The sequence below is a fragment of the Actinomyces sp. S6-Spd3 genome (genome assembly GCF_000758755.1).
Lineage (GTDB): Bacteria > Actinomycetota > Actinomycetes > Actinomycetales > Actinomycetaceae > Pauljensenia.
Genome location: NZ_JRMV01000272.1, coordinates 191,441 through 218,098 on the forward strand (window position 1 = coordinate 191,441; position 26,658 = coordinate 218,098).

Annotated in this window: 24 protein-coding genes and 1 pseudogene; 10 read left to right on the forward strand and 15 right to left on the reverse strand. The window is 58.0% G+C overall.

Annotated elements, in window-relative coordinates:
• Window positions 1-53: 53 nt before the first annotated feature.
• On the reverse strand, window positions 54-1,568 hold the full coding sequence (locus tag HMPREF1627_RS02925) for a CCA tRNA nucleotidyltransferase (RefSeq protein WP_034501171.1): 1,515 nt from the start codon (window positions 1,566-1,568) through the stop codon (window positions 54-56).
• A 269-nt stretch (window positions 1,569-1,837) separates the two neighbouring features.
• On the opposite strand from HMPREF1627_RS02925, the gene HMPREF1627_RS02930 reads away from it, so the two are divergent.
• From HMPREF1627_RS02930 to HMPREF1627_RS10140, 5 genes and pseudogenes are all read left to right on the forward strand, one after another.
• Entirely contained in the window at window positions 1,838-2,377 is a 540-nt protein-coding gene (locus HMPREF1627_RS02930) for an NUDIX hydrolase (protein WP_234305223.1), read from the forward strand.
• On the forward strand, window positions 2,374-4,860 hold the full coding sequence (locus HMPREF1627_RS02935; protein ID WP_052040810.1) for a DUF6049 family protein: 2,487 nt from the start codon (window positions 2,374-2,376) through the stop codon (window positions 4,858-4,860). Before HMPREF1627_RS02930 ends, HMPREF1627_RS02935 begins: the two co-directional genes overlap by 4 nt.
• Entirely contained in the window at window positions 4,857-7,838 is a 2,982-nt protein-coding gene (locus HMPREF1627_RS02940) for a murein biosynthesis integral membrane protein MurJ (RefSeq protein WP_034500988.1), read from the forward strand. Before HMPREF1627_RS02935 ends, HMPREF1627_RS02940 begins: the two co-directional genes overlap by 4 nt.
• 26 nt (window positions 7,839-7,864) lie before the next feature.
• Window positions 7,865-8,797 (forward strand): thioredoxin-disulfide reductase, encoded by a 933-nt coding sequence (trxB, locus tag HMPREF1627_RS02945; RefSeq protein WP_034500990.1) that lies wholly within the window; start codon window positions 7,865-7,867, stop codon window positions 8,795-8,797.
• 3 nt (window positions 8,798-8,800) lie between these two features.
• Window positions 8,801-9,046: pseudogene (locus HMPREF1627_RS10140) on the forward strand (LLM class flavin-dependent oxidoreductase); the annotation flags it as partial.
• 36 nt (window positions 9,047-9,082) lie between these two features.
• Here HMPREF1627_RS10140 and HMPREF1627_RS02950 read toward each other — a convergent pair.
• Genes HMPREF1627_RS02950 through HMPREF1627_RS10750 form a run of 3 tightly spaced genes read right to left on the reverse strand, consistent with a single transcriptional unit; the run spans window position 9,083 to window position 11,492 of the window.
• On the reverse strand, window positions 9,083-10,987 hold the full coding sequence (locus tag HMPREF1627_RS02950; RefSeq protein ID WP_034500992.1) for a heavy metal translocating P-type ATPase: 1,905 nt from the start codon (window positions 10,985-10,987) through the stop codon (window positions 9,083-9,085).
• Window positions 10,984-11,352, reverse strand: coding sequence for a Cd(II)/Pb(II)-sensing metalloregulatory transcriptional regulator CmtR (gene cmtR, locus HMPREF1627_RS02955; protein ID WP_019126703.1), 369 nt, complete (start codon window positions 11,350-11,352; stop codon window positions 10,984-10,986). Before cmtR ends, HMPREF1627_RS02950 begins: the two co-directional genes overlap by 4 nt.
• Complete coding sequence (locus tag HMPREF1627_RS10750; protein ID WP_234305224.1) at window positions 11,346-11,492, reverse strand: hypothetical protein; 147 nt, start codon at window positions 11,490-11,492, stop codon at window positions 11,346-11,348. The genes cmtR and HMPREF1627_RS10750 overlap by 7 nt, the downstream gene beginning before the upstream one ends.
• A gap of 39 nt (window positions 11,493-11,531) precedes the next feature.
• Between HMPREF1627_RS10750 and HMPREF1627_RS02960 the strand changes: the two genes are divergently transcribed.
• A complete protein-coding gene (locus HMPREF1627_RS02960) occupies window positions 11,532-12,011 on the forward strand; it encodes a flavin-dependent oxidoreductase (protein ID WP_081940747.1) in 480 nt (159 codons plus the stop codon).
• Between the two features lie 299 nt (window positions 12,012-12,310).
• Here the strand turns inward: HMPREF1627_RS02960 and HMPREF1627_RS02965 are convergent, their stop codons facing one another.
• Together HMPREF1627_RS02965 and HMPREF1627_RS02970 are read right to left on the reverse strand one after the other, a co-directional pair.
• Window positions 12,311-13,660 carry an FtsX-like permease family protein gene (locus HMPREF1627_RS02965; RefSeq protein WP_034500997.1) on the reverse strand — a complete coding sequence of 450 codons (1,350 nt, stop codon included), beginning with the start codon at window positions 13,658-13,660 and terminating at the stop codon, window positions 12,311-12,313.
• Entirely contained in the window at window positions 13,657-14,331 is a 675-nt protein-coding gene (locus tag HMPREF1627_RS02970) for an ABC transporter ATP-binding protein (RefSeq protein WP_034501175.1), read from the reverse strand. The genes HMPREF1627_RS02965 and HMPREF1627_RS02970 overlap by 4 nt, the downstream gene beginning before the upstream one ends.
• A gap of 196 nt (window positions 14,332-14,527) precedes the next feature.
• On the opposite strand from HMPREF1627_RS02970, the gene HMPREF1627_RS02975 reads away from it, so the two are divergent.
• The 3 genes from HMPREF1627_RS02975 (at window position 14,528) to HMPREF1627_RS02985 (ending at window position 17,620) form a co-directional block, all read left to right on the forward strand.
• Entirely contained in the window at window positions 14,528-15,232 is a 705-nt protein-coding gene (locus tag HMPREF1627_RS02975) for an MgtC/SapB family protein (RefSeq protein WP_034500999.1), read from the forward strand.
• Between the two features lie 99 nt (window positions 15,233-15,331).
• Window positions 15,332-16,651: a PLP-dependent aminotransferase family protein gene (locus tag HMPREF1627_RS02980; RefSeq protein WP_034501001.1), complete on the forward strand. Its 1,320-nt coding sequence runs from the start codon at window positions 15,332-15,334 to the stop codon at window positions 16,649-16,651.
• An 18-nt stretch (window positions 16,652-16,669) separates the two neighbouring features.
• Complete coding sequence (locus HMPREF1627_RS02985) at window positions 16,670-17,620, forward strand: D-alanine--D-alanine ligase family protein (RefSeq protein ID WP_034501003.1); 951 nt, start codon at window positions 16,670-16,672, stop codon at window positions 17,618-17,620.
• Window positions 17,621-17,697: 77 nt separating this feature from the next.
• Here HMPREF1627_RS02985 and HMPREF1627_RS02990 read toward each other — a convergent pair whose 3' ends face one another.
• The 9 genes from HMPREF1627_RS02990 to rpmH form a co-directional block, all read right to left on the reverse strand.
• The gene (locus HMPREF1627_RS02990) at window positions 17,698-18,330 is read right to left on the reverse strand and encodes an HAD family hydrolase (RefSeq protein ID WP_034501005.1); all 633 of its coding nucleotides are present in this window, start codon (window positions 18,328-18,330) and stop codon (window positions 17,698-17,700) included.
• Between the two features lie 243 nt (window positions 18,331-18,573).
• Window positions 18,574-19,848, reverse strand: a complete 1,275-nt coding sequence (locus HMPREF1627_RS02995; protein WP_420705307.1) for a ParB/RepB/Spo0J family partition protein — start codon at window positions 19,846-19,848, stop codon at window positions 18,574-18,576.
• 159 nt (window positions 19,849-20,007) lie between these two features.
• On the reverse strand, window positions 20,008-20,877 hold the full coding sequence (locus tag HMPREF1627_RS03000; protein ID WP_034501007.1) for a ParA family protein: 870 nt from the start codon (window positions 20,875-20,877) through the stop codon (window positions 20,008-20,010).
• Window positions 20,878-20,976: 99 nt separating this feature from the next.
• Window positions 20,977-21,642 (reverse strand): 16S rRNA (guanine(527)-N(7))-methyltransferase RsmG, encoded by a 666-nt coding sequence (rsmG, locus tag HMPREF1627_RS03005; RefSeq protein ID WP_034501008.1) that lies wholly within the window; start codon window positions 21,640-21,642, stop codon window positions 20,977-20,979.
• Window positions 21,643-22,164 (reverse strand): protein jag, encoded by a 522-nt coding sequence (locus HMPREF1627_RS03010; RefSeq protein ID WP_034501009.1) that lies wholly within the window; start codon window positions 22,162-22,164, stop codon window positions 21,643-21,645. It abuts the gene before it with no gap.
• Between the two features lie 62 nt (window positions 22,165-22,226).
• Window positions 22,227-23,534, reverse strand: a complete 1,308-nt coding sequence (gene yidC, locus HMPREF1627_RS03015) for a membrane protein insertase YidC (RefSeq protein WP_034501010.1) — start codon at window positions 23,532-23,534, stop codon at window positions 22,227-22,229.
• A gap of 11 nt (window positions 23,535-23,545) precedes the next feature.
• Window positions 23,546-23,953 (reverse strand): membrane protein insertion efficiency factor YidD, encoded by a 408-nt coding sequence (gene yidD, locus HMPREF1627_RS03020; RefSeq protein WP_034501011.1) that lies wholly within the window; start codon window positions 23,951-23,953, stop codon window positions 23,546-23,548.
• A complete protein-coding gene (gene rnpA / locus HMPREF1627_RS03025) occupies window positions 23,950-24,318 on the reverse strand; it encodes a ribonuclease P protein component (protein ID WP_034501012.1) in 369 nt (122 codons plus the stop codon). The genes yidD and rnpA overlap by 4 nt, the downstream gene beginning before the upstream one ends.
• Window positions 24,319-24,329: 11 nt before the next feature.
• Window positions 24,330-24,470: a 50S ribosomal protein L34 gene (gene rpmH / locus HMPREF1627_RS03030; RefSeq protein WP_009748181.1), complete on the reverse strand. Its 141-nt coding sequence runs from the start codon at window positions 24,468-24,470 to the stop codon at window positions 24,330-24,332.
• Window positions 24,471-24,852: 382 nt separating this feature from the next.
• On the opposite strand from rpmH, the gene dnaA reads away from it, so the two are divergent.
• Window positions 24,853-26,307: a chromosomal replication initiator protein DnaA gene (gene dnaA / locus HMPREF1627_RS03035; RefSeq protein ID WP_034501014.1), complete on the forward strand. Its 1,455-nt coding sequence runs from the start codon at window positions 24,853-24,855 to the stop codon at window positions 26,305-26,307.
• Window positions 26,308-26,658: the final 351 nt, after the last annotated feature.

A 26,658-nucleotide genomic window follows, 5' to 3' on the forward strand; every position in this document is an offset into this window, starting at 1 on the left:
GACTAGCCTACGCAGAAAGGCAGGCAATTGCCTAAAGGTAGCTCCGGATCGGCTTAGTTTTCGCTGGCAGCGCGACGTTTACGAGCCCTCTTCTGCGCGGACATTTCTTCCCAGCGAGCCTGCTGAGCCTGATACTCTTCGGCAACTTCTCGCACCTCATCGGATGCCCACCACGCAAGCAGGGCCTCGCGCGCGGCCTCTTCACCCATGGGCCCGTTTTCCATACGCAGGTCAAGGAGGTAGTCACGCGCCATCTTCACGGCCTTAGAGGGGCGAATCCCCAGAATCTCCATGATCTGATCCCCGTCAAGATCGGGGCGGATCGCATCGAGTTCTTCTTGCGCGCGCAACGCGGCAATACGCTCTTCCAGATCGTCATAGGCGGCAGACAAGAATGCGGCCTTACGCTTGTTGCGAGTCGTGCAGTCCGCTCGGGTCAATCGGTGAAGGCGCTCGAGAAGTTCTCCCGCGTCCGCCACGTAGCGACGAACCGCCGAATCGCTCCACTTCGCATCGCCATAACCGTGGAAACGCAAGTGAAGAGCAACCAAGTCAGACACGGCATCGGTCGTGGCCTTGTCGAAACGCAGGGCCTTCATGCGCTTGCGCGTCATCTTTGCGCCCACCAATTCATGATGGTGGAAAGAGACCGTGCCATTAGATTCGAAGCACCGCGTAGCCGGCTTACCGACGTCGTGCATGAGGGCAGCAAAACGCAAGATAAAGTCCGGTTCGGGAACCGGGCCATCCGCGTCGGTCTCCAGGTCGATCGCCTGATCCAAGACGGTGAGCGTGTGCTGATAGACGTCCTTGTGCCTATTGTGCTCATCAACTGTTGACACGAGGGCTGACAATTCAGGAAGGACAATGTCAGCAACGCCCGTGTGGACCATGAGCTCAAGGCCTCGCCTGGGCCACGGGGAAATAATCAGTCGCTCGAGTTCAGCGCGAATACGCTCTGCCGAAACAATCTCCAAGCGCCCCGCCATAGATTCCATAGCGTCCATGACGTCCTCATCCACGTCAATGCCAAGCTGGGCGCTAAAGCGTGCGGCTCGCATGATGCGCAGCGGGTCATCATCAAAGGATTGCAGTGCGCTAACCGGGGTGCGAAGACGACCAACGGCCAGATCAGAGAGGCCGTCATGGGGGTCAACGAGCGCCAATTGCGGCAGGCGCATCGCCATAGCGTTGACGGTGAAGTCGCGGCGAGTGAGGTCACCTTCCAAAGTGTCGCCGTATTCGACCTCGGGCTTTCGCGACCCCACTTCATAAGAATCAGTGCGATAGGTCGTCACTTCGACGACAAAATTGCCGCGCCTGCCACCGATGGTGCCGAACTCGCGGCCAATGTCCCAGGTTGAGTTTCCCCATTGAGCAAGAAGCTCTTCGGTTTTTTCTGGGCGAGCAGAGGTCGTGCAGTCAAAATCGTGAGGGGTCAGCCCCAAGAAAGCATCGCGAACCGGTCCTCCGACCAAGCTGATTTCCTCACCGGCCTGGGTGAAGATTTCGCCCAGTTCGAGGATTTCCTTGGGAATACGGGAGAAAGCCTCTTTCGCCTGGGCCATGAGCAGGCCCAAATCACCCTCGCCTAAACCAGAGGGGCGGGGTGCGTGAGAGCGGGCTTGACCCATTGTTCGCGACAGTTGTGTACTCATCCCCTCCAGCATGCCATGTTTTGGGCTTCTTTGGCTTGCTCGCATCACGGCTTCATTCATGGTTGACACGGGAATAAGGTCACTCGCAGCCATAGCACAGGCTGTAAAAAGTGCGGTAATTCCCACTCGACCGATGGTGCGACCTGACCCGGAGGGCTAATCCCGCTTAAAGTGGAACTATGACTGTACCTTCTGAAGCGTTACGACCCGGAGTGCCTCAGCCTCCGCGTCGTCATCCTTCGTTGCGTACAGCGAATTCGGCCCCTCATTTCCTTCCCGTTTCCTCTGAAACTTCTGCCGGGGGCATCGTTGTCGATGTTCGCAATGGCCAGCCCTACGCAGCAATCATCGCCAGACGGAATCGATCGGGGAAGATTGAGTGGTGCCTCCCCAAGGGGCATCTTGAAGGCTTGGAGTCTCCCGAAGAAGCCGCTCTTCGCGAAGTCGCTGAAGAAACCGGTATTCACGGGCGCATCATTCGCCACCTCGCCTCGATTGATTATTGGTTTTCCGGCGCAGATCGGCGGATCCACAAGGTTGTCCACCACTACCTGATGGGTTACATTTCCGGGTCCATCACCGTTGAGGGGGATCCGGATCACGAGGCCGAGGACGCCGCCTGGGTCCCCTTGCGTGAGCTCTCGCATGACTTGGCTTACCCCAACGAGAGGCGCATTGTCGGGATCGCTTTGGACTTGCTTTACCGGGATGCATCATGACGCGACTGCGAGCCACTCGAATTGCACTGACTCTTGTGCCCCTGAGCGCCCTGCTTCTTTCACTTCAACCCGCGAGCGCGGCCACCCTTGCCTCACTTCCCACCGCGGGCACTCACGAGGCCTCGGCAGCGTCAGCCTTACCCGCAGCACTTACGCCCCAGGCCAATGCGCGACCGGAGGTTTTGGGTGAGGCACCCCAAGCCTTGGGAGTGGACGTTCGGATTAACCGCCTCGAACCGCGAGTGATCACTGCTCAAAACAATGTGCAGGTCTCGGGCGTTGTCCGCAATCTGACGGATAAGCCCATCCAGAATCCGTCTTTGGATGCCTATGTTCAGACTTATTCGCCGCTGACCGCTTCGGACCTCTCGGCTTATGTGACGGGGAAGTCCTATCAGGGTCGGCGCGTGCATGCGGGAACCTTGGAAGCAACGATCCAGCCAGGCGCCGAACAGACCTTCCATATGACGATTCCTTTTGAAGACCTCCCCTTCACTTCGGACTTTGAGTGGGGGCCGCGAGGTATCACGGTCGTTGTTGAGGGTGATGAAAACCGGGGAAGTGACCGCTCCATTCTGATCTGGGATTCGGCATATTCCCTTGAACGCACGCGCGTCAATGTTCTCTTGCCCTGGACGTCCTCAACTCCACGCGTGACCAGTGATTCCTATTCGATCCTGTCTGCGGCATCCATGTCGGGAGTAACTTTCGCGACCGACTCGCAAACTCTGGTCGACGAGCTCACCGTCCCTGAAGATCGCGCAAGCTCCAGCGCCTCGTCTTCTTCGCCAACGCCTTCTGCTTCTTCTTCCGAGGCCAGTGCTTCCGCTTCCGCAACCAGCGCCTCGCCGTCTCCTTCCTCTTCCGCCACCCCGCGTTCCGAGGCCGAGATCACTGCTGATCGCAATACGCGCGTTGCTTTCCTCCAGACCTTCTTTGAGCGCACCCGTGAGCTCGTGGCTCTACCCAGTAACGATGCGGACCTGACGCTTGCGACGACTCTCGATAACGACACGATCATGAAGTATCTTGTCGACTCGCGGGCACAGGTTCCTACGACTCTTGCCAAGACGCAGGCTCTTCTTCCCTCTTCCTCCCGTTCCTCGGCAAGCGCCTCCGCTTCTGCCAGCGCAAGCTCCTCTGCCAGCCCAAGTGAGGCCTCGCAAAGTCCAAGCCCCTCGCCAAGCACTGAGGCAAGCCCGACGCCGAGCAGCACTGCAGTACCCAAGCTCATCGATAACGTGTCATGGACGACCTCGGGAAGCTGGGGAAAGCAGTCCTTGAACGGGCAGCTTGGCTCAACCTTCATTGCTCCACCCGGCGAACTTGCGCCCGAAAGCGAACAAAACTTCACCTCTATGGCGAAGGTTCAGCTCTCAGCCGATGGCCAGACCATCACCAATAATGATGATCACTCAGGTGAAAGCTACACGGCTCTCAGTTCCCTCTCGCCCATGACGGACCTGCTTTCCTGGGATGCCCAAAGCCTTGATGACGAACTCGATACCCAGCAGTTCCTCACGGCTATGACCGCAATGATCACCCGCGAACGCCCGAGCTTGTCGCGGACACTTTTCGTCCCGCTTCAACGTTCTTCCTCACTGGATGAGACCCGACTTGAGCGCGTGCGAGCAATCCTCGATAACCGCTGGGTTGAGGGGATTTCCTTCAGTGACCTGATGAACTCCGAGGCGACAGACATCGAGCGTACGGCCGTCCAAGATTCGCCTTTTAGCGACTCGCTTCGTTCAGAGATGAGCGCGTTAGGCGGCGCTTATGCGGCTACTCTTCCCTTGGCGGGAGCAACAGAAAATGTTGATGCAGCTCGACTGAGGGTGGATACAACCGTTTCGAGCGCACTTCGGGCAGACCTTGGGGATCAGCGATCCGAAACGATCGTGAGCAGCATTCAGTCGCTCAATACTTTTAGCTCTTCCGTATCGGTTGAGTCTTCAAACGCGGTCAACCTCATTAATAAGAGCGCTAATTTCCCCGTTCGCGTGCGCAATTCTTTGCCGTGGCCGGTCAATGTCGAGGTCACTTTGCTCCCGGGCGATCCCAGATTGCGTGTCACCAGTACCTCGACAGCCACGATTCCAGCGAATTCTTCCTCAACGGTTGAAGTACCCGTGACCGCCATCGGTTCGGGCGATATACGCGTGACCTACAAGGTATCGACACCCAGCGGAACCATCCTTGATGATTCGCAAAAGGTTCTAGTCCGCATGCGCGCCGGATGGGAAGATGCAGCAACAGTCGTCATGGCGGTTCTTGTCGGACTTGCCTTCGTTGGCGGAATTATCCGCACGGTTCGGCGTCGCTTCAATGCCTCGACCACTGAGGAGTCCTCGCACCTGCCCGGCGTTGGTGGCGTTGAAAAAGGGACGGTCAACGTTCCACTGTCCACCGGAGCATTCGTGAAAGCCGGGCGTCCCCCGGCCAAGCCGACTACATCCGACTCACATGAAGAGGATCAGGAATGAGTGAAAGCCAAGCTCGCAACGGTTCGCTTTTACGGGCCAGCGTATTGATGGCCTCGGGAACAATGGTTTCCCGAGTCCTTGGCTTCATCAAGACCGCAATGCTATTGGCGGCGCTGGGTTCGGCCGGCGGTGCGGTCTCGGCTGCATTCCAGACAGCAAACACCCTGCCCAACACGATCTTCAATCTCCTTGCCTCCGGCGTTTTCGACGCTGTCTTGGTTCCGCAGATTGTTCGCGCACTCAAGAGAGATGAAGGCCAGGTTTACATCAACCGCCTCATCACACTGGCCGGAACGATCCTCTTCGTGGTGGCTTTCGTTTCGACTCTTCTTGCGCCACTTCTCATCATCATCATGGCGCCGGGCTACAGTATGGAGATTCGCTCCCTTGCAGTTTCCTTCGCCTTCTTGTGTTTGCCGCAGATCTTCTTCTACGGGCTCTATAACCTGCTCGGTGAGCTCCTCAATGCCCGTGGAGTTTTCGGCCCCTATATGTGGGCGCCGGTGCTCAATAACGTCATTGCAATCGCAGGTCTGACCGCTTTCTTGGTTCTGTGGGGTTCCCACGAAGACTTCGCCATCACGGACTTCACCTCCCCGCAATTCTGGCTCTTGTCGGTGACAACGACCTTGGGCGTTGTCTGCCAGGCACTTGTTTTGTTCATCCCCATGAGACGAGCGGGAATCTCATTCAAACCTGACTTCCACTTCCGTGGGACTTCTTTCGGCTCGGCCTCGAAGGTTGCAGGCTGGACATTTGCGACCTTGGGCGTGTCCCAAGTTGGCGTTCTCTCAACGAACGCCATCGCCTCGATTGCGGATAACTACCTCAACCAAAACCCCCAGCCCATCGCAGGTCTGGCCGGATATTCGGCTGCATTTTTGATCTTCATGCTCCCGCAGTCGGTCATTACCGTTTCTCTTGCGACCGCAATCTTCACACGATTGAACTACGCGGTCGCCGAAGATAACGACGAGGAAGTTGCCGAGAACTACCACACGGGTATTCGCCTCATTACCTCCCTGACGGTTCTTGCTGCCGCGATCTTCATGGCGGGCGCTGCCCCGATGATGCAGCTGGTCGTCACCAATACGACCCGGCCCGAACTGATCTCTTCCTACGCGCTGATTCTGGTTTCCCTCATGCCCGGCGTGGCCTCGACGGGAATCGTGCTGATGAGCCAGCGCGTCTTCTTCGCTTACGAGGACGCAAAACCCGTGTTCCTCATGGGCATTGTCCCCACGATTTTGCAGATCATCGTCGGGTGGTCGATCTACTTTGCGACGGGCGTGCGTTGGTGGGTCATCGGCGCGGCTCTTGGCGAAACAGTGTGCCGCATCGTTCAGGGTTTGATTGCCATGCGTTGGGTTGGCAATCGCAATCGCTTCGTCAATTCCTCGCTTATTGTGCGCTCCTACCTGACCTACGTCTGCTGCGCGGTTGTGGCTGGAGTCGTCGGTTTTAGCGTGCTGTGGCTCATGGGAATCTACACGACGATTTCCTCGAAACTGGTGCGCTGGCTGGTATCTGGCGTGAAGTTCGGGGTCGTCGCAATCGTTGTCACCGTGATCTACATGCTTGCGATGCGCTTCATCAACCCGCAAGAGTCTGCAACCAGTATTCGTCCCCTGCTCACTCGTCTGCGTCTCCCCGCAGCACTGTGTGCGTTCCTTTCGGCCGCGCCGTCGCCGCAGCGTCCCGAGAGCATTCATAATAGGCTGGCAGCATCACGCAAGGAGGAAGTCATGTCCGCTGAGGATCACCGCACCCCTGCCGAAGGTATGCCTCGCTGGGTTCCGCTCTCCGTCGACCTCTCCGTGCCTGCTTTCGATGAGATCGTCAATCCCGATGGGCCGCATGAGTCGGCTCCCGCGCCGCAGACTCCCGCGCCGGAAGTTCCTGCCTCGCAGCCCACGCTTCCCCAGGAGAACCACGCTTCCCGAGGCCGCGTCGAGGTAAGCCAGGCCAAGCCTGAGCTTCCCATTGTTCCGACCCTCCCAGCTACAGCGCGCGTCTACGACCTCGATGCGACCGCGCCTGCTGGTATTCCCCTGGGTGCTGCAGCTGCCGAGGCCGCGGCGGAAACTTCCGCCGCAAAGTCTCCTTCTACTCCTTCTCCTTCTCGTATCCCCGCACCGCATCCCAAGGGTTTTGCTGAGGGTGCTGTTGTGGGCGGCGCTGCTGCTGCCGAGGGTGTGGCGGCGACGGCTGCCGCGCGCGTCGGTCACGCTGGTGCTTCCTTCGCAGGTAGCGGGCACAGCGGTGGTACCGGTGGCGGAAACGGCGGCGGCCGAGGCGAAGGTGGCCGCGCACAAGGATCACCGGCCTCGGGCGGCGAAAGCGCGGAGCGCGGAATTGATCCCACGCGCCCAACGATTATCTTTGCCGCAGTGCTGACGGTCCTCGCTACCATTTGGGCGGGTGCAACCGTACTCAGCCCGGTCAAGCACTCCGGTGTTGACGACATCGTGAACCAAGCGAAGAGCGCCTCGCCTTCGGCTTCCGCATCGGCTCAGCCTTCCGACAATCCTTCACAGACGACAACTGTGACACCGGTGATCTCCAGTGTGTCCGTGCTGTCGTGGAAGGATGACAAGGGCGACCACGAAGAAATGGCCGTCAATATGATCGATGGAGACGCAAAGACCAGCTGGCACTCGCGCTACTTCGATTACAACCAATTCCTAGACGACACCGCGGTCACCGTGCTCGTGAAGTTCGAGAAGAAGTCAACGGTTTCTGAAATCACCTTGACGATGGATCCCTCGACGAGTGGCGGTGAAGGTGTTGTTCGTGCTGTAGATCCCAATTCACCTCGTGCGGGAACAGAAATCGCAACCACGACGTTCTCTCCCACAACGGACATCAAACTGGCACATCCCGTGGAGACCGATGCCATCAGCATTACCTTCCGCAAGATGCCAACCTCGCAAGATGGTCGCGCGTGGGCGTGGATCAGCGAGCTGTCAGTGAAGTAACCCGCAACCTGCCCATAGGAGACACCATGTCTGAAAACATCCGTGACGTCGTTATTGTCGGTTCTGGCCCCGCGGGGTACACGGCGGCTATTTACACTGCTCGCGCGGGTTTTAAGCCCGTCGTTGTCGCCGGTGCGCTTGCAGCCGGTGGTGCTCTGATGAATACCACCGAGGTTGAGAACTTCCCGGGTTTCCCCGAGGGAATTATGGGCCCGGACCTCATGGACCAGATGCGTCAGCAGGCTGAAAAGTTCGGCGCGGAAGTGCGCTACGAGGATGCCTACGCGCTTTCTCTTGAGGGCGATATCAAGACGATCACCCTTGAGGACGAGACCCTCCAGGCGCGCACTGTGATTCTGGCGACCGGCTCCGAATACCGCCACATGGATGTGCCCGGTGAACAAGAGTTCTCTGGTCGCGGTGTGTCCTACTGCGCGACCTGCGATGGTTTCTTCTTCCGTGACAAGCACCTGATCGTTGTCGGTGGTGGAGATTCCGCTATGGAAGAGGCCACCTTCCTGACGAAGTTTGCCTCGAAGGTGTCGGTTGTTCACCGTCGTGACCAGCTGCGTGCCTCGAAGGCAATGGCTGATCGTGCTGCGGCTAACCCGAAGATCGAATTCGTGTGGAATTCCGTTGTCGAGGAAGTCCTTGGGGATTCTTCGGTGACGGGTGTGCGCCTGCGCAACACCGTTGATGGTTCCGAGAGCGTCCTAGAAGCCGAAGGCGTTTTTGTTGCGATTGGCCACCTTCCCCGCACCTCGCTGATCGCCGATCAAGTTGCCTTGGACGAGGCGGGCTACATCGTGGTCAACGATCCGGGGACCGCGACCAACCTCCCGGGTGTTTTCGCCTGCGGTGATGCCGTTGACCATACCTATCGTCAGGCGATTACCGCTGCGGGTTCCGGTTGCCGTGCTGCTCTTGACGCGCAGCACTGGCTCGAATCTCAGGTGTAAGTATTGAAGGCCTTCGGTTTCCTGAGCTTTGGACACTACGCACGGGACGGAAGGCGCGGACTAAGCGGGCGCGATGCCCTTCATCAGGCAATCGAGTTATCTGTTGCCGCTGATGATCTTGGAGTGAATGGAGCCTACTTCAGGGTTCATCACTTTGCGCCTCAGGGGGCTTCCCCTATACCGCTTCTTTCAGCGGTTACAGCACGGACGGCACATATTGAAGTGGGTACCGGCATTATCGATATGCGCTAGCACATGTCTGAGTCATGACGTTCGATGCCACCCCTATCGTTTGTGGGCACGCGCTGCGCGCAGCCCGTTGGCGATAACGACGACCTCGGCGACCTCGTGGACGAGGACGACCGCGGCCAGGCCGAGCACGCCGGTGATGGCCAGCGGCGGCAGCACGGCGATGATCGCCAGGGACAGCACGATGTTCTGGTTCATGATCGCCCGGCCGCGGCGGGCATGCCGCAGCGCCTGCGGGATCAGGCCGAGGTCGTGCCCGGTGAAGGCGACGTCGGCAGACTCGATCGCGGCGTCGGAGCCGGTCGCGCCCATCGCGATGCCCACAGTCGCACCGGCCAGGGCGGGGGCGTCGTTGATGCCGTCGCCGATCATCGCGGTCGGCGACGTCTCCGAGAACCCGGCAACGATGCGAGCCTTGTCCTCGGGACGCAGCTCGGCATGCACGTCGCCGATCCCGGCCAGCTTCGCCAGCGCAGCAGCGGTGCGGGAGTTGTCGCCGGTGAGCATGCTCACCTCGACGCCCTGGTCACGCAGGGTCCGCACAACCTCGGGGACCTCGGGGCGCAGCTCGTCGCGGACGCCGATCGCCCCGGCCAGGAAGCCGTCGACGGTGACGAGCACGCAGGTCTGCCCCTCGGCCTCCAGGTCCTCGACCCGGGCCTTGAGCGGTCCGGCGTCGATCCAGCGGGGGCTGCCCACCGTCACCCGGCGGCCGTCGACCAGGCCACCGATGCCGTGCCCGGCCTCCTCGGCCACGTCCTGCGCGGCGGGGGTTCCCCGGCCCGCGGCGGCGATGGCGGCGGCGAGTGGGTGCGTCGAGTGCTGCTCGACGGACGCCGCCCAGGCGAGCACCTGCGCGTCGTCGAACCCATGGGCGGCGACGACGGCGGTGACCTCGGGCCGGTTGCGGGTCAGAGTGCCGGTCTTGTCCACGGCGAGGTGCCGGATGCCGCCGAGGCGCTCGAAGGCGGCCCCGCTCTTGATGACGACGCCGAACTTGGTCGCCGCGCCGATCGCGGAGACCACGGTGACTGGCACCGCAATCGCCAGCGCGCAGGGGCTGGCCGCGACGAGGACGACCAGGGCGCGGGTGATCCAGGTCTCTGGGTCGCCGAGCAGGGACCCGAGCACGCCGACGAGGACGGCGAGGACCATCACGCCGGGCACCAGCGGGCGGGCGATCCGGTCAGCGATCCGGGCTCGGTCGCCCTTCTCGGCCTGGGCCTGCTCTACCAGCTCCACGATCGTGGTCAGCGAGTTGTCGGTGCCCGCGGCGGTCGCCTCGACCTCCAGCACTCCGGCGGTATTGATCGCTCCCGCCGAGACCGCGTCATCGGGTGCGACCTCGACCGGGATCGACTCGCCGGTGATCGCGGACGTGTCCAGGCTGGAGCGTCCGACGCGGACGATCCCGTCGGTGACGACCCGCTCGCCCGGACGGACCAGCAGCACGTCGCCGACCGCGATCTCCTTGGCCGGGACCTCCACCGAGGCACCGTCGCGCAGCACGGTCGCGGTCTCCGGCACGAGCTTGAGCAGCGCGCGCAGGCCGCCGCGGGCGCGGTCCATCGCCTTGTCCTCCAGGGCCTCGGCGATCGAGTACAGGAACGCCAGCGCGGCGGCCTCCTCCACGTAGCCGAGGATGACCGCGCCGACGGCACTGATCGTCATCAGCAGAGCGATCCCGAGCTTCCGCTTGGCGAACAGCTTCCGCAGCGCGCCGGGCACGAACGTGTACGCGCCCAGCAGCAGGCCCGCCCAGAACGCGACCAGCGCCGCGACGTGCAGCCCCGACCACTCCAACACCAGGCCGGTGCCGAACGCGACCCCGGAGAGGATCGGCACCACCAGGCCCGGGTCGCGCCACCACGGGCGCTCGGTCTCCTCTGCCTCTTCAGCGGCGTTGGTGGTCGGCTCGTCGCAGCCGCAGGCGGCGCTCACGAGGCGTCCTCGGAGCCGCTCGGACCGCAGCAGCCGGGCACCGAGCAGTGCGGGTCGATGCACGGGGCGCTCTCGTCCACCGCCAGCGTCACGTCCATCAGCGCCGTCAGCGCCGCGGCCAGGTGCGGGTCGGCGATCTCGTAGCGGGTCTGCCGCCCCTCGGGCTCAGCGACCACGATGCCGCAGTCGCGCAGACAGGTCAGATGGTTGGACACGTTCGAGCGGGTCAGCCCCAGCTCGCGCGAGAGCACGGCGGGGTGGCTCGGGCCGTCAAGCAGGGACATCAGGATCCGGGAGCGCGTCGGGTCGGCCATGGCCCGGCCGAGCCGGTTCATGACGTCGAGGCGCGAAGCAATAGTCAGCATGCACTGAACTGTACAGTGATAGCTGACCAATAGTCCAGTTGCAGGGGCTGCCGCACGCGCTCCGCGCGCTTGCCCTCGGGAATCACGGTCACCTCTCGCGCCACCTCGTTCGTCTTCCTCAGCGACACCAGTTCAACCATGCAACCAAGCTTAGGTGAACCGGTGTTTGCAACCGCCATATGTGCTACGAAAACCCGCTGTACTTGGCTGAGGAAGCTGCTGCACTGGACCAGAGCGGTGATCGCAGTTTCGTTGAGATCCAGGCCGAGCAGATTGCACTCTACCGGACTGCATGGAAAGAAGCGGGGCACTCGTGGACACCTAGGGTGTCTGTATCGCGTTCGATCTTTCCATTGCTCAGCGCGAAGGATCGCGGAATGTATGGCTTGGAAGCATACTCAAGCGATCAGGTCGGACGTTTGGATATGGGAACAGCGACTTTTGGCCGTTCCTATGCCGCTACGCCCGATGTTTTGATCGAGCAGCTTCAGGCCGATCCGGCTATTGCTGCAGCGGATACTTTGTTGCTGACAATTCCCAACCAGCTGGGGTTTGAAGAGAATCTGTCGATTATTAGCAACTTTGCGAAGTATGTTGCTCCTGAACTGGGGTGGATTCCAGCCGATCAGGGTCCGGTGACGGGTTATCCGATTCAGTGAATCTGTTCGTGGCAAGGCTCGTGTGCCACTAGGTGGATTGAGTTAATTGCCCGCGTGATTGAGGGGCTGACGTGCCGGTGCCGTTGTAGGGGCAAAGACACCGGCCCGTCATTCCACCGGCGCCATTGCAGGTGGAAGCTCACCAGTTCGAGCCCCTGACCTCTCGATCTAATACGCTTAATTTTAATCCGTCTAAAACGTCAGAAGGAGGGAAAACGTGCAACCCTACGTGCACGTTTTCCCAGCTCAGACAGACATCTGACGTTTTTCTTCAGGAATGTTCTTTGTCGCCAGTTTCCCTATTTCATTCCTTCCCGCATGTCACTGAGCAGCCTTCGTCGCAGTGGACCGGTGCTTTCTGAGGCAAGGAGAATCAGCGCGACTCCTCCCGCTGTCATCCCGATAAAGATTCCCATACTGCTCAAGGACACTCCCATAGTCAGTACCGGAGACATGAAGCACAGTCCCAGCACCAGCGCACCGCCGATCATGAGCACGGCAGGAAGCATAATTTCAAGCCTGCGCGAGCGGTCCAGGAATTTTGCCGGAGAACCCATGTACTCCAAGGCCTTAATCTGATCGATCGAATCAATGACGCGAATCCCCTGGTTGATCGCCGTAGAGATCGCTCCCAAAACCAGTGTGATTCCGAAAGTCAGCAGCATCCCCGTACGGATATCACCGAGCAGGATCACACTGGTCTCTTCCATATCGGGGCTACTCGACACGCTTGTTGCCTCAAAGAGCGGCATAAGTACTCCCACGAGGAAGGCAACTAGGGCAATCGCGCCGAAAGACCTCCACACGCTCTTGGGATCATCAGTAATGCGTCTTCCAGCGAGCATCATCTGCGGCGTACGCGCGCATGCGGACATGATTCGTCCCAAGACCGAGACACTCAAGGCACCGACGACGTTGACCAAGGCAAAGATCACGCCCATGAATCCCAATAGCACCGACAAGCCGATAGCAATTCCTGCATTCCAGATGGTTCCACCAATAAAGAGCCAGACGACCATGAGGGCGACCATGATGCCCAGCCCCACCGGAGACACCTTCGACACATCGCTTCTTCGGCTCACTCCTAGGGGCGTGACGGCCACGCGACGCATCGCAAGCATCGCGGAGGCAGCTGCAAGGACCATCATCAGTGCGGCCTCGGCAATGAGGATCAGGGGACCGACCCACATCTCGCCGACACTCAAGGCAATTCCCTGGAAAGAAACGAAACTCCATCCGGGTAAGCACGCTGCGTACAGCAGCGAACCCGCAACAACACCGACCAGCGCATAAACCGCGGTCTCGATGACGCAAGCAAGGCGAGTTTGCCCCGGTTTTAAGCCGATGAGTCGCAGTACAGCAAGGTCACGCGCTCTGCGACTCAGCCCCAGGCGCGCGGCCGCACCACCCATCGAGAGGATCGGGACAGTCATCAGCGTTGCAGCAAAACACGCCATCACCACGTAGAAGGTTGCGACATCTGTAAAACCGACAGGCGGGTTACTCGCACGAGAAACAAATGCGCACACCCCTCCTGTGACGCTCAGCAAAATCGCATGCGGGAAAGCGAAAGCAAGAACCGTCAGGATTGTTGTCGCGCGGTCACGCGAACGCAACGTTGCCTTGGCTGCGGTCAGTGTTGCGCTCATCGAGACACCTGCTGATCGATCAAGCCGTCGCGCATGTGGATTTCATGCGGGAGGCGCGCCGCAACTGAAGGATCGTGGGTCACCAAGATCAGACTGGCACCCGTTGCCGAGCACGCTCCGGTCAGGACGCCCATGACTTCGGCTCCCGTCCCTTGGTCCAGCGCGCCCGTCGGCTCGTCAGCAAAGACGACTTTGGGGTTGGTAATGAGCGCGCGCCCAATAGCGACGCGTTGTGCTTGCCCGCCGGAAAGTTGGCCCGGGCGGTAGGGGCCTGCACCATCCAGCCCCAGATTCATCAGGATCTGCTGTGCTTGAGTAACCGCGTTCTTGCGCGACACTCCCGCCAGCATGAGCGGCATCGCAACATTCTCTTGACATGGCAGCTCGGGGAGGAGCTGACCGTCTTGGAAGACAAAACCAAAATTGCGCAGCCGCAGTTGCGAGATCGCCCCCTCACTCATCGCCGCCAATTCGGTACCGTCGAGCATAATGCTTCCCGAAGTCGGGCGAAGAACCCCCGCGAGGCAGTGCAGCAAGGTCGTTTTACCGCATCCTGAGGGTCCCATGATGGCCAGTTGGCTCCCCTGAGGGATCGAGAGGCTTACTCCCGCGAGTGCAAGGACCGTGTTTCCGCCTCGCTGGTAGGTTTTTGTCAGCCCGCGAACGATCATTCCCGAGGCCGTGGATGCGTTGGGTGCGTCTGGCGCGCTTGCGCCCTGCTGCAGTGGAGTAGTCATAGTTTTAGTGTGCTCGTGAGCTACCCGCGTTCACTATTGGGTATTGCCCTGATTTACCCCTGGTCGTGACGATGGGGATGTACCCTAGGAAACAATTACGTGCACGCCGTTATTATCACCGAGGAAGGCCATGCTGACCCTAACCCAACATTTTGAGCAGATTGCCGGGATTCTCCTCGCCCTACTCCTGTCTTCTCTGATCGGTCTGGAACGTCAGGCACGTGGAAAGAGCGCGGGTCTACGCACGGATGCGATCGTTGGCATGACCTCTGCTCTCCTCATGGTGGTCTCCAAGTATGGCTTCGACGATGTGCTCGCCGCAGATTTGGTCCGCGTAGACCCCTCCCGTGTCGCCGCGCAGATTGTTTCCGGTATTGGCTTCCTCGGTGCTGGCATTATTTTGACCCGGTCAGGTGCGGTACGAGGCCTGACCACCGCCGCCACGGTGTGGGAAACCGCCGGGATTGGTATGGCGTGTGGTGCGGGGTTGTGGGTCGCGGGCGTTGCAGTGACGCTCATGCACTTCCTCATTGTTTTTGCCCTTACGCCGCTTGCCCGCCACATCGGTCCGCATTCCCCGCGTCGGCCAAATACTGTTGTTCTTGAGGTTGTTTTTGACTCCGGGCAAGGGGTGATGCGCCGTGTGATGAACGTGATGACAGAATCGAAATGGCGTATTTCCCAGGTTCGCAGTGATACCGAAGGCAAGCGCGGTCACGCATACATCGAAACGACGACCGCGGACCGTGTCGCACTCCCGGCGCTGATTGCAACGATCTCAGATCTTCCCGGGATCTACTCGGTTGAAGAAGCGGATCCGCACGGCTTGGATTAAAGGCATCCACGGCCTCGTCGACGCTATTCAATAGTGGGCGAATAGTGGCACACTTGGACGTGTGTCTTTTGACATAGTGACTCAGAAAGGTTCGCGATTATGACTCAGGATTCTCAGTTGCAGGGAACTCGACTCGACCCGTGGTTTGATGCCTACGCCGATCGAGCTCACAACCTGCGAGCTTCTGAGATTCGCGCGCTTTTTTCTGTCGTCTCGCGGCCCGAGGTTGTTTCACTTGCGGGCGGTATGCCGAACCTGAAGGATCTTCCTCTGGAGAGCTTGGCCGAAACCGCGAAGGAGCTGATCCTTTCCTCCGGCGCCCAGGCACTGCAATACGGTTCGGGCCAGGGCTGGGAACCCTTGCGTGAGCAACTTGTCAACGTCATGACCTATGACGGCATCATCGGCGCTGACCCTGACGACGTCGTCATTACGACGGGTTCGCAACAGGCACTCGACTTGATGGCCGAGCTCTTTATCGATTCCGGTGACGTTGTTTTGGCCGAGTCTCCTTCCTACGTTGGCGCCCTTGGCTGTTTCCGTGCCCGCCAAGCCGATGTCATTCACGTTGATATGGATGACAACGGCATCATTCCCGAGGCCTTAGAAGAGACAATCCGTCGCCTGAAGTCCGCCGGTCGCGCCATTAAGTTCCTTTACACGATCCCGAACTTCCACAATCCTGCGGGCGTCACGCTTTCTTTGGAGCGTCGCCCCCTGATCGCTGAAATCTGCATGCGTGAACACGTGTTGATTTTGGAAGATAACCCGTACGGCTTGCTTGGTTTTGATTCCGATCCGCTTCCCGCACTTCGTTCGTGGTCTCCCGAGGGCGTTGTCTACTTGGGTTCGGTTTCGAAGATGTTTGCGCCCGGTATGCGTATCGGTTGGGCCCTTGCTCCCCACGCCATTCGCGCGAAGCTGATACTGGCTTCTGAGGCCGCAATTTTGTCCCCAGGTATGTTCGGTCAGATGTTCCTCTCGAGCTACCTGGCCGGTTATGACTGGTACAGCCAAGTCAAGGTCTATCGCGCAATGTACGCCGAACGTTGCAAGGCCATGTTGGATGCTTTGGCGGAGTACATGCCCGAGTGCTCGTGGACGACTCCGGATGGCGGTTTCTACACATGGGTGACCCTGCCCGAGGGTTTGAATGCGCGCAGCATGCTTCCTCGCGCTGTAAAGGCACAGGTCGCCTACGTTTCCGGTACCGCTTTCTACTACGACGGCCGGGGTGCTGATCACATGCGCTTGTCCTTCTGCTATCCCGAACCCGATCGTATCCGTGAAGGTATTCGTCGCCTTGCTGGCGTTGTTAATGCTGAGAAGCAGCTCGTCGATATGTTCGGCGTTGCACCCGAAGAAGAAGCTGAATTTTTAACGAACCGTCATGATGGTTCCGTTCATACCGAAGACTAATTCCGAGGAGAAATCGTCATGTCCACTGATTCATTAAAGGTCCTTATTATCGCTGGCGGCCTCACCCATGAGCGTGATGTTTCTGTTCGCTCCGGACGTCGCGTCGCAAACTCCCTGATCAACCAGGGTTTCGACGCTAAGGTTGTCGATTTTGATCAGAATCTTCCCGCTGAGATTTCCGCTTTCGGCCCCGATGTTGTGTGGCCGCTTGTTCACGGATCTTTGGGCGAGGATGGTTCTCTCCAATCCCTTCTTGAGGGTGTGGGAGTTCCTTACGTGGGGTCGACACCTGCGCAGGCGATGCTGGCTTCCAACAAGCCCACGGCTAAGGCGCTCGTTGGCGCAGCCGGACTTGATACCCCCGGGTGGATTGCCCTTCCCCAGCTTTTGTTCCGCCAGCTCGGCGCGCACAATGTTCTTGGGATGATCAACTCCTCTTTGACTTTCCCGCTTGTCGTCAAACCTTCTTCGGGTGGTTCGGCTCTTGGAATGTCCCGTGCTCAGGATTCAAGTGATCTTCGTTCTGCGATGGTTGATGCTTTCTCCTACGAGGAGCATGTCATGCTCGAACGTTTCGTTGAAGGCCGCGATATCGCTGTTTCGGTTGTCGATCTAGAGGAAGGGCCTATTGCCCTGCCACCCGTCGAGGTCTCCACCGACGACGGTCACTACGATTACGAGGCTCGCTACACAACTGATGAGAGCGAATACTTTGTACCCGCCCGCCTGAGCAACGATGAGATGACGGATGTCCAGGCTGCCGCTATCCAGATCCACGAGTTGCTTGGTCTTCGTGACCTGTCACGTATTGACTTTATTGTTGACGATAACGGGAGCTTTTGGTTCATTGACGCGAATGTTTCGCCCGGAATGACCGATACTTCGCTTTTCCCGCAGGCTGCCGAGGCCACAGGTTCCTTTGACGAGATCTGCGCGGCTATCGTTCGCTACGTTGCAAGCCGGGATTGACCTAGCCGCTTAGCGCTCATTGTTTCGCATAGTTGGGGGCGGGCACCATGAAGGTGCCCGCCCCCAACTTTCATGTTTTAGAGAAGCCCGAGCTGAATGAGCTCTTCCCTGGTTTCATGCGCGTTTGCCCAGCTCAAGGTCGAAATACCCAAGTACTCCGCCGCCTTCGTATTTTGTTCGCGATCGTCGATGAACAAAATTTTCTCTGCCTCGAGCCGCGCGGCTTCAATCGCCTCGCGATAGATTCCACGATTCGGTTTTGCGACTCCAACATAGGATGAGAAGATCATTGGTCCATTGAAGTACTTATGTGCCCACGGACTTTCCATCACGATTGACGCGTGAGGCGCTGGCATATTCGTCAGGACCCCCATGATGTAGCCCTTAGACTTCAGTTCTTCAAGAAGGTACGCGGCACACTCATCAATGCCGTACATTCGGCGAGAGTCAGCAGTAACAAGTTCATCGAGTTGGGATTCGCTTGGCTCCGGTAGCCCGCAGTCACCGCTGACAGCGTTCCAGAATTCCTTGTCTGTCATACCTTCGTCATATGAGTCTCGATGGGCCCAGATCGCATGGTCGACGAGTGTCAGCACATGAGGCTCGTTCCCTAGGTTCAGGATCGAGGCAAATTGCCCAGGATCAGGCCGCTGTGTGACCAGAACTCCACCAATGTCGAAGTAGATGAGATCAGGTTGTGGTCTATCCATAAGTGCTGTGAACCTCCGGTTCTATTGTCTCGCATTACTGCCCCGACAACAAACCGCCTTCTCATACATGTGTGGGTGATGTTTCACGTGAAACATCACCCACACATGTTCTTTCTCTTTCGGGTCTTGCTACCTACCTCGCCGAAGCCTCATCTTTGGCTGCAACATTTTCCTCCAGCTCAAGTGAATGCTTACCAAGCGCGCATCCCATCAAATGCAGCAGGTGCACCAAACGGCTCAGAATTAGTCTTCGCGGTTCGCTTTGGGAAGGAGAAGATCCGCAAGACGTTGAAGATCCTCACTACCCGCGAATTCGATGATGATCTTACCCTTGCGCTTACCCTCAGAGATCGTCACGCGGGTGTCCCAAGCGTCTGCGAGGACTTGGCTCATATGTTCACCAAGCGGAGATGCAACCTTCATACGCTTCACCGAGTGATGCGTCGGGCGTTGGATTGAACCTAAGCGAACGAGCTCTTCTGTCGTACGTACAGAAAGTCCTTCTGCAATGATGCGGTTGGCGAGGATCTCCATTTCTTCCGGCGTACTCAGCCCGAGAAGTGCACGTGCGTGGCCTGCCGACAGAACCTGCGCTGATACCTTCTTCTGTACGGATGCAGGTAGCTTAAGAAGTCGAAGTGTGTTCGCAATCTGCGGCCGTGAACGCGCAATCTTCTTCGAAAGTTCTTCCTGCGTGGCTCCAAAATCTGCCATAAGTTGCTGATAGGCGAAGGCTTCTTCAAGGGGATTGAGCTGTGCGCGGTGCAGGTTTTCAAGCAGAGCGTCACGCAGAAGATCCTCGTCCTCAGTATGGCGGACGATAGCAGGGATGCTTGATAGCCCAGCCAATTCACTTGCCCGCAATCTGCGCTCACCCATGATGAGCTCATAGCGTGCCTCAGGTTTCTCCTCAAGGAACTGCTTGAGCGTTTCTGACGGCGCCTGATCGAGCGCAATCCTACGGACGACAATCGGCTGCAGGACGCCGACCTCGCGAATAGAGGCAGCGAGTTCATTGAGATCATCTTCGTCAAACACTTGCCGCGGTTGACGGGTATTGGGAACAATCTGCTCCAAAGGAATCTCTGCGAAGGTCGCACCAGGAACGTTCAGAAGTTCTGATGTTTCACGTGAAACATCGCTTCTATCAACGCGACTATCACTTAGAGACTCGACCGCGGCCGATACCAAAGTAGACGCCGCTTCCTTCTTTCCGTCGGCCTGCGAGGGTTGCTGCACCTTGGAATCCTGGCTCTTACGTGCCCGAGTAGACTTCGGGGGAGTCGAACCGCGCCCGCTCGTCGCCTTCCGACTCTTAGGTTCGAGCAGTTCGCGCGCGGAACCTCCGCGCGTCGTCGTGCTTGAGCGCTGACCGGGGAAGAGAACGTCAAGAGGACGCTTTGCTACCTCCTCAGGATTCTCACTCTGTGCCTGGGGGATAAGGGCACCGAGCCCTCTACCCAGCCCTGCTCGCCGTTGAGCCTTATGCTGTGATTCGGAGTGCTCCGCCATGCTCATTTACCAATCTCGCGTACTCGTGATGATGAATCCATTGTTTCACGTGAAACACAAAAATGTGGACTGAACAATCAAAAAACGATTTTCACAGCGTCCTTCTCCTGAGATTCGCGAGACCACTGAATCTCGAAAAAGTGCCTTCCGAAAAACGAAATAAACCTACTTGGCCAGACGCAGACTCAACTCGAGTGCAGCTTTCCGGTATGCGAGGCTACCCGCGCCATTTGGATCATAGGTAATAACACTCTGCCCATAGCTCGGAGCTTCAGAGACGCGCACCGAACGAGGAATCACTGTCTGGAGTGTTTGGGTTGGGAAGTGTGAACGAACTTCCGACTCAACCTCTTCAGAAAGTTTCGTTCGCTTATCGGCCATGGTCAACAACATAGTTGAAACATGCAGTTTCGGGTTCAGGTCACCACTGATGCGATCAATGGTGGACCATAGCTGGCTCAGGCCCTCAAGCGCGTAGTACTCGGTCTGAATCGGAATCAAAACCTCATCAGCAGCGACCATGACATTCAAAGTGACCAAACCCAAGGAGGGCGGGCAATCGATGAAAACTAAATCAATTTGCTGATAGGCCTCGACGAAATGCGAAACTGCGTCGGCAAGGCGAAACTCGCGCCGCGCAAGATCAACAAGCTCAATCTCGGCCCCAGACAAGTCAATCGTCGCCGGACAAACCCAGAGATTATCTAAATCAGGGCAGGCCTGGAGGACCTCACCAATCGAAGCCTGACCAGTGATCACCTCATAGGTCGAAGGAGTACCGGGGGTATGCGCGATGCCCAGCGCACTCGAGGCATTGCCCTGAGCGTCGGCGTCGATCACGACAACCTTCAACCCACCCAAAGCACACGCCGCAGCAAGATTAACAACCGACGTGGTCTTGCCAACCCCGCCCTTTTGATTGGCAACGGCGATCACGCGAGTAAAAAAAGGCACACCAAACTTTGCCTTCTCCAAGAAGGCGCGATCTTGAAAGTTTTGGGTGATCTGATCCGAAAGCGGAGTCTGACCGGCCATAGAAGTTGAGCCTTTCTCGCACGTCAATGACACAAGTGTAGGCAAGAAGAACACACCCTGATAGCTGAGGACACGCGCTACCAGAGCTATCCCGGCAAGCTACGAGCGAACTCTCTTCGCGACGACAACGAAGGTCGAGTCATCCTCCATCACGGAAGGCACCTCGTGAATCGAGGCAGCCAAATGGTGGCGCTTGAGCTCAACTTGCGCAGCCTCGACCTCTTCACCCGCGCGACGACCTTTAAGTGCAACCAGTGAACCACCGGGGGCAATTAACTTCGAGGTCATACGGACAAGCTTGGTCATATTCGCCAACGCTCGCGAGGTCACGACGTCTGCCTTGCCCTTACCTCGGAGTTCTTCAGCACGTGCTTGATGAATAGTGACGTTATCCAAACCAAGTGCATCAACAACATCGGCAAGCCACACGCAGCGCCGAGCCATGGGCTCCGCAAGGTGAACATCTAGGTTCGGCCTGCATACAGCGATGACAATACCCGGGAATCCGGCTCCCGATCCGACGTCGAGAACCTGTCCCTTCTTGGGTAGGAAATCAAGGACCGCAGCAGAGTTCACGAGGTGGCGCGACCAGAGCCGGGGAAGCTCTCGCGGACCAATCAGTCCGCGAAGCTCTCCCTCTTCAACCAACATGTTGGCAAACTCGGCGATATCTGGATATGCCAAGCCGAAAAGTTCGCGAACTTCAGGTCCGGGAACCTCAAGTTCAATCTCTAGCTCACCCGAGCCGCCCGCGAGGGTGTCCACTCAGGCCTCCTCGGCCTCGTCGGCGGCGGACTCTTCGGCAGGAAGAATAACGACACGGCGACGGGGCTCGACGCCTTCAGATTCGCTACGCAGGCCCTCAGAGGCAACAACGTCGTGGCAAACCTTGCGCTCGAAGGGGTTCATCGGCTCAAGCTTCTGCGGCTCACCGGTTGCACGCAGCCGCGCGATGGCCTCGTGAGTCAGATCCTGCAGATCCGCCTTACGATCAGCGCGGAAGCCTGCGATGTCGAGCATGAGGCGCGAACGCTCGCCGGTTTCGGTCTGGACGGCAAGTCGAGTCAGTTCTTGGAGCGCATAAACGACTTCACCGTCCTCGCCAACGAGGTGGTCAAGAGCAGAGGGGTCCTCGGAAATGATCTCAACCAGTGCGCGGCCATTTTCGACATCGATTTCAATATCGCCGTCAAGATCAGCGATATCGAGAAGCTCTTCCAGGTAGTCGGCTGCGAGTTCGCCTTCTTCCTCCAGGCGCGACAGCTCGCTGGACGTATCTTCGCTCATAGTATTTCCTCCATCAGGGGATGTTTGATGCCATGGGCATCGAGTGGTCTGTGGTGGCGCGCTCAGCGCTTCTTCTTCTTTGCAGCGGCGCGACGAGCCTTGCGGCGCTCCTGGCGCTTGCGCTCAAGTTCGTCAGCATCAACCGAGGAGTTCGGATTCTCGGAGGCCGCCTGTGCACGAGGCGAACGGGTACGTGCCTGACGTTGTGCTTCCTCACGCTTGGCTGCGGCCTCGCGACGATCCGCCGCACGTTCGGTCGCAACCTTGACTCCGCGCATCCACACCTCGTCGGGAAGGGTCGTCCATTCCTGCATCGAAAGATTGCGGTAGATCGAAACGATCTCTCCCTCGCTCATGACCTCGGGGAAATCAGAGGCGACCTTCTGGCGCTTTGCGCGAGCGCGCAATTCCTTCAAAGTGGCCGAGTTCAAAGCCTTGAGCTCATCGGAACCATCGGCCAAGACGCGACGCTTCTCGTCGTAATCGGCAAAGAAGGGGCGAGCCCACGTCTGGTAGGCACTCTGACGCTTGGCCAAGAGCTCCTTGTAAGCAGCGGAGTTCGGGTTCGGCATGTTCTTGATGACCCACAGCATCTGCAGGTAGCCCCAAATGCCCGCGGTCGTCGTGTAGATGACGACACCCATCTGGAAGAACAGGCCCGAGAAGATGAACATGAAGGGCATGACGTACATCATCATGCGCTGCGAACGAACCATGGGGTTGTTCGGATCCTGGTTCTGCGGCATGTTCTTCGTCATCGTCAGACGGATGGTCAAGAACTGCGTCGCGACCATGATGACGATGAAGACACCGAAGATCAGCGTCGGAAGCGAGGCAAAGGACGAGTCGCGGATCGTGTGGGACAGCGGGACGCCGAAAACCTGCGAGGAGTCGATTTCCGAGGCGACGGCCTGAGTGATCGGACCCAGGGAGTCCACGTGACGCGAACCGACCTGGTAGCTGCTTTCTGCCAGGGCGTGGATGGCGTAGATCGCACGGTACATCGCGAAGAGAACCGGCAGCTGAACGAGCATCGGCAAGCACGAGGCGAAGGGGTTCACACCGTACTTCTTATTGAGCTCGGAGATCTCCTGCTGCATGCGCTGGCGGGAGGCCATATCCGTCTTGCCCTTGTACTTGGCCTGAATCTTCTGCATCTGAGGCTGAACAATCGACGTGCCTCGCATGCTCTTGAGCTGCTTGAGGTACAGCGGGATGATCAGCACGCGCACCAAAATGGTCAGCAGAACGATGGACAGGACCCATGTAAATCCTGCACCGCTGTTCATTCCAACGAGCAACAGCAGGTCGTGAATCCTGACCCAGAGCCAGGCGACCGCTACTGCAAAGGGATAGAGAATCGAATCCACAGGAGATCTCCTTATGATGCGCGGGGGACGCTCACTGCGTCCGCGTGATGCTCGGCCTTCGCCGAGAAGTCTTCGAGAGTGTCGACCGATGTCTTGTCATCGGTGCGATCCATGCCCATGGGGGTTTGTGCCCACGGATCGTCGTAACCGGCCCAGTCCTGGGGTGGCGTCCACGCTTCGCTGGTCCATTTGCCGCGTGCGGGAACTTCATCGACCCCGCCGAGGCTCCAGGGGTTACAGCGAAGGATTCGCCAGATGGCTAATAGTGTTCCCTTGACGAGGCCGTGAGTGCGCAGAGCGCCGAGGGCGTAGCTTGAGCAGGTGGGGTAGTAGCGGCAACGCGGCGCGAAAAGTGGGGAAATGAAACGCTGGTACACGCGCACGGGGATGATTGCGATATACGCGAAAGGAGAGCTCATGCACGCCCCTCCTGAGATCGATCCCATTTCTTCCATGCCCTGGCCAAAACCTGATCTAATTCTTCACCCAATTGCTCCGAAGTGACACCCAATGCATCGGCCTTTACTCGGACGACGACGCGGGCACCGGCAGGCTGTGCGCTAAGGCGATCGGCCATGAGATGGCGCAATTGACGCTTAACTCGGTTGCGCCCAACTGCTCGCTTGATCTGGCTCTTAGGTACGACGAAACCGACGAGGCGTGAATCACTTTCCTCGTCGGTTCGACAATGCACAATGAGCCTTTGCTGACCCGCGCGCGATCCGCTTCGGATTGCGAGGCGGAAGTCCGCTGGATTCACCATGCGGTTCGAGCGGGGCAACACCTCGCGAAAGCTCAGGCGGAGAGGCGGGCGCGGCCCTTACGACGACGCGCAGCCAGAATCGCGCGGCCAGCGCGGGTGCTCATACGCAGGCGGAAGCCGTGCGTCTTGGAACGACGACGGTTGTTCGGCTGATAAGTCCGCTTGGTGGTCACTGATATCTCCTCGAATTGGTCATGGACGGTGTTTATCTCAACGACAAACACATACGAACCAACAGCCTAAGGGTTTTTCGCCGTTCCGTCAACGAAAGAACCACTTAATTCAGGCCATCCACACCTGTGGAAGGAGGTGTGGATACATAAGGGGTAAGTTATCCACATTGCAAGTTATCCACAAACCTGCGGATAGAGACATTTTCTTTGTCGCTCAACGGGGAGGTCTTGTAACTACACAAATGTCATTTGGGGATTAAATATCCACAGGTATATCCCCAGCTGTGGAAAACGTGGCATCATATTAGAGTTATCGGCGGAAGATGATTTCGACAGATATCATTTCTCGTGTCCTATCTCACGTCAGTTTCCGGAGGTTCTTGTGTCTATCGATGCCCTTACTCAGGCATGGTCTGAGGCACTTGCTCAAATCTCAGACCAATTGAGACCTGCAACCTTGTCTTTCCTACGCTCAGCAAAACCCCTGGGCGACATTGACGGAACGATCTTGATCGCTGTTCCCAACGATTTCACAAAGAAGTGGATCGAAAACAACGACGCGACTGATCTCACTGCCTCTCTAACCAACATCCTTGGGCGCAGCGTTCGTCTAGCGGTCACCATTGACCCCTCGCTTGAACCCGAACCCGAACCAGTCGAGCAACCCTCACCAGTTGCCTCGTCGGTGGAGGGCTCGGACCAGGTTCAACCAAGCGCTACCACACCACACCAAGCCGCCCCGGCTCAGGCAACACCGTCAAGTAGCCCGCAATTAGCAATCGACACCGCTAGTACCCACCTGAACCCGAAGCACACTTTCGATACTTTCGTGATTGGTCCCTCGAATCGCTTCGCCCATGCTGCGGCTTTTGCGGTCTCGGAAACTCCCGGTCGCGCCTACAACCCCCTCTTTATTCACGGTGATTCCGGTCTGGGAAAAACCCACCTCATTCACGCGATCGGCCACTACACGCTTTCGCTTTTCCCGCAGATGCGCGTGCGCTACGTGAATTCAGAGGAATTTACGAACGACTTCATTAACTCCGTTCGTGAGGAGAGCATCGAAGAGTTCCAGCGGCGATACCGCGAAGTCGATGTGCTTCTGATCGACGATATTCAGTTCATTCAAGGCAAAGAACGCACGGTTGAAGAGTTTTTCCACACCTTCAATTCCCTCTATAACGCGGGAAAGCAGATCGTGCTGACCTCGGATGTTCCGCCTCGTGAACTCGATTTGGAGGACCGCATTCGTTCTCGCTTCGCTGCGGGTCTCTTGGTCGATGTCTTACCGCCTGATCTTGAAACGCGTATCGCAATTTTGCAGAAGAAGGCGAGTGCGGAAAACATAGAGGTGGATCCTCGTGTCTTGGAGTACATTGCTCAACGAATTTCTTCGAATATTCGCGAACTCGAAGGTGCGCTCGTCCGCGTCGCAGCCTTTGAATCCCTGTCAAAGGAACCCGTCACCGTATCGATGGCGGAAATGCTCCTCAAGGACTTCGCTTCGGATCCTCAAGATACCGAGGTGACACCTACTTTGATCATGAGTCAGACTGCGACCTACTTCGGGGTAACCATCGATCAGCTTTCGTCTTCGGATCGCTCACATGTCGTCGTCGAAGCACGTCAGATCGCGATGTACTTGTGCCGAGAACTCACTGATTTGTCCCTGCCCAAGATCGGCGCAGCATTTGGCGGACGCGACCATACAACTGTCATGCACGCTAATAAGAAGATCGTCGGCTTGATGGCGGAAAAGAGGGAGACATTTAACTACGTCACTGAATTGACGAACCGCATCAAACAGGCTGCGCGCGAGTCAGCGACACTGGGTTAAATGGCGGATTACTCCCATTTTCGGTGCAATCCACAGAAGCTGTGGAAACTGTGGTGAAATCGCAGCGTGAACATGTGTACAGGAAAAGGGAGGCTGTGGACCTTCGTTAATGACAAAAATTTCTTCCACAAAAAGATGTAGTTCGTTCACACTCGGATACACATCTACGTCCACGATGAAATTCTTGTCATTAAGCGGAAAGAACCACTTATCCACACTATCCACATAGCCGATGACGAAGACGAACTAAGTTCAAGACAAATAACAAAAATTCGCCCGCATCACTCAAGCCCCCTGGTGAACTCCACAGCGGCGAATTTTTCAGTTTCCTTGACGCCTACAGCCAGCTAA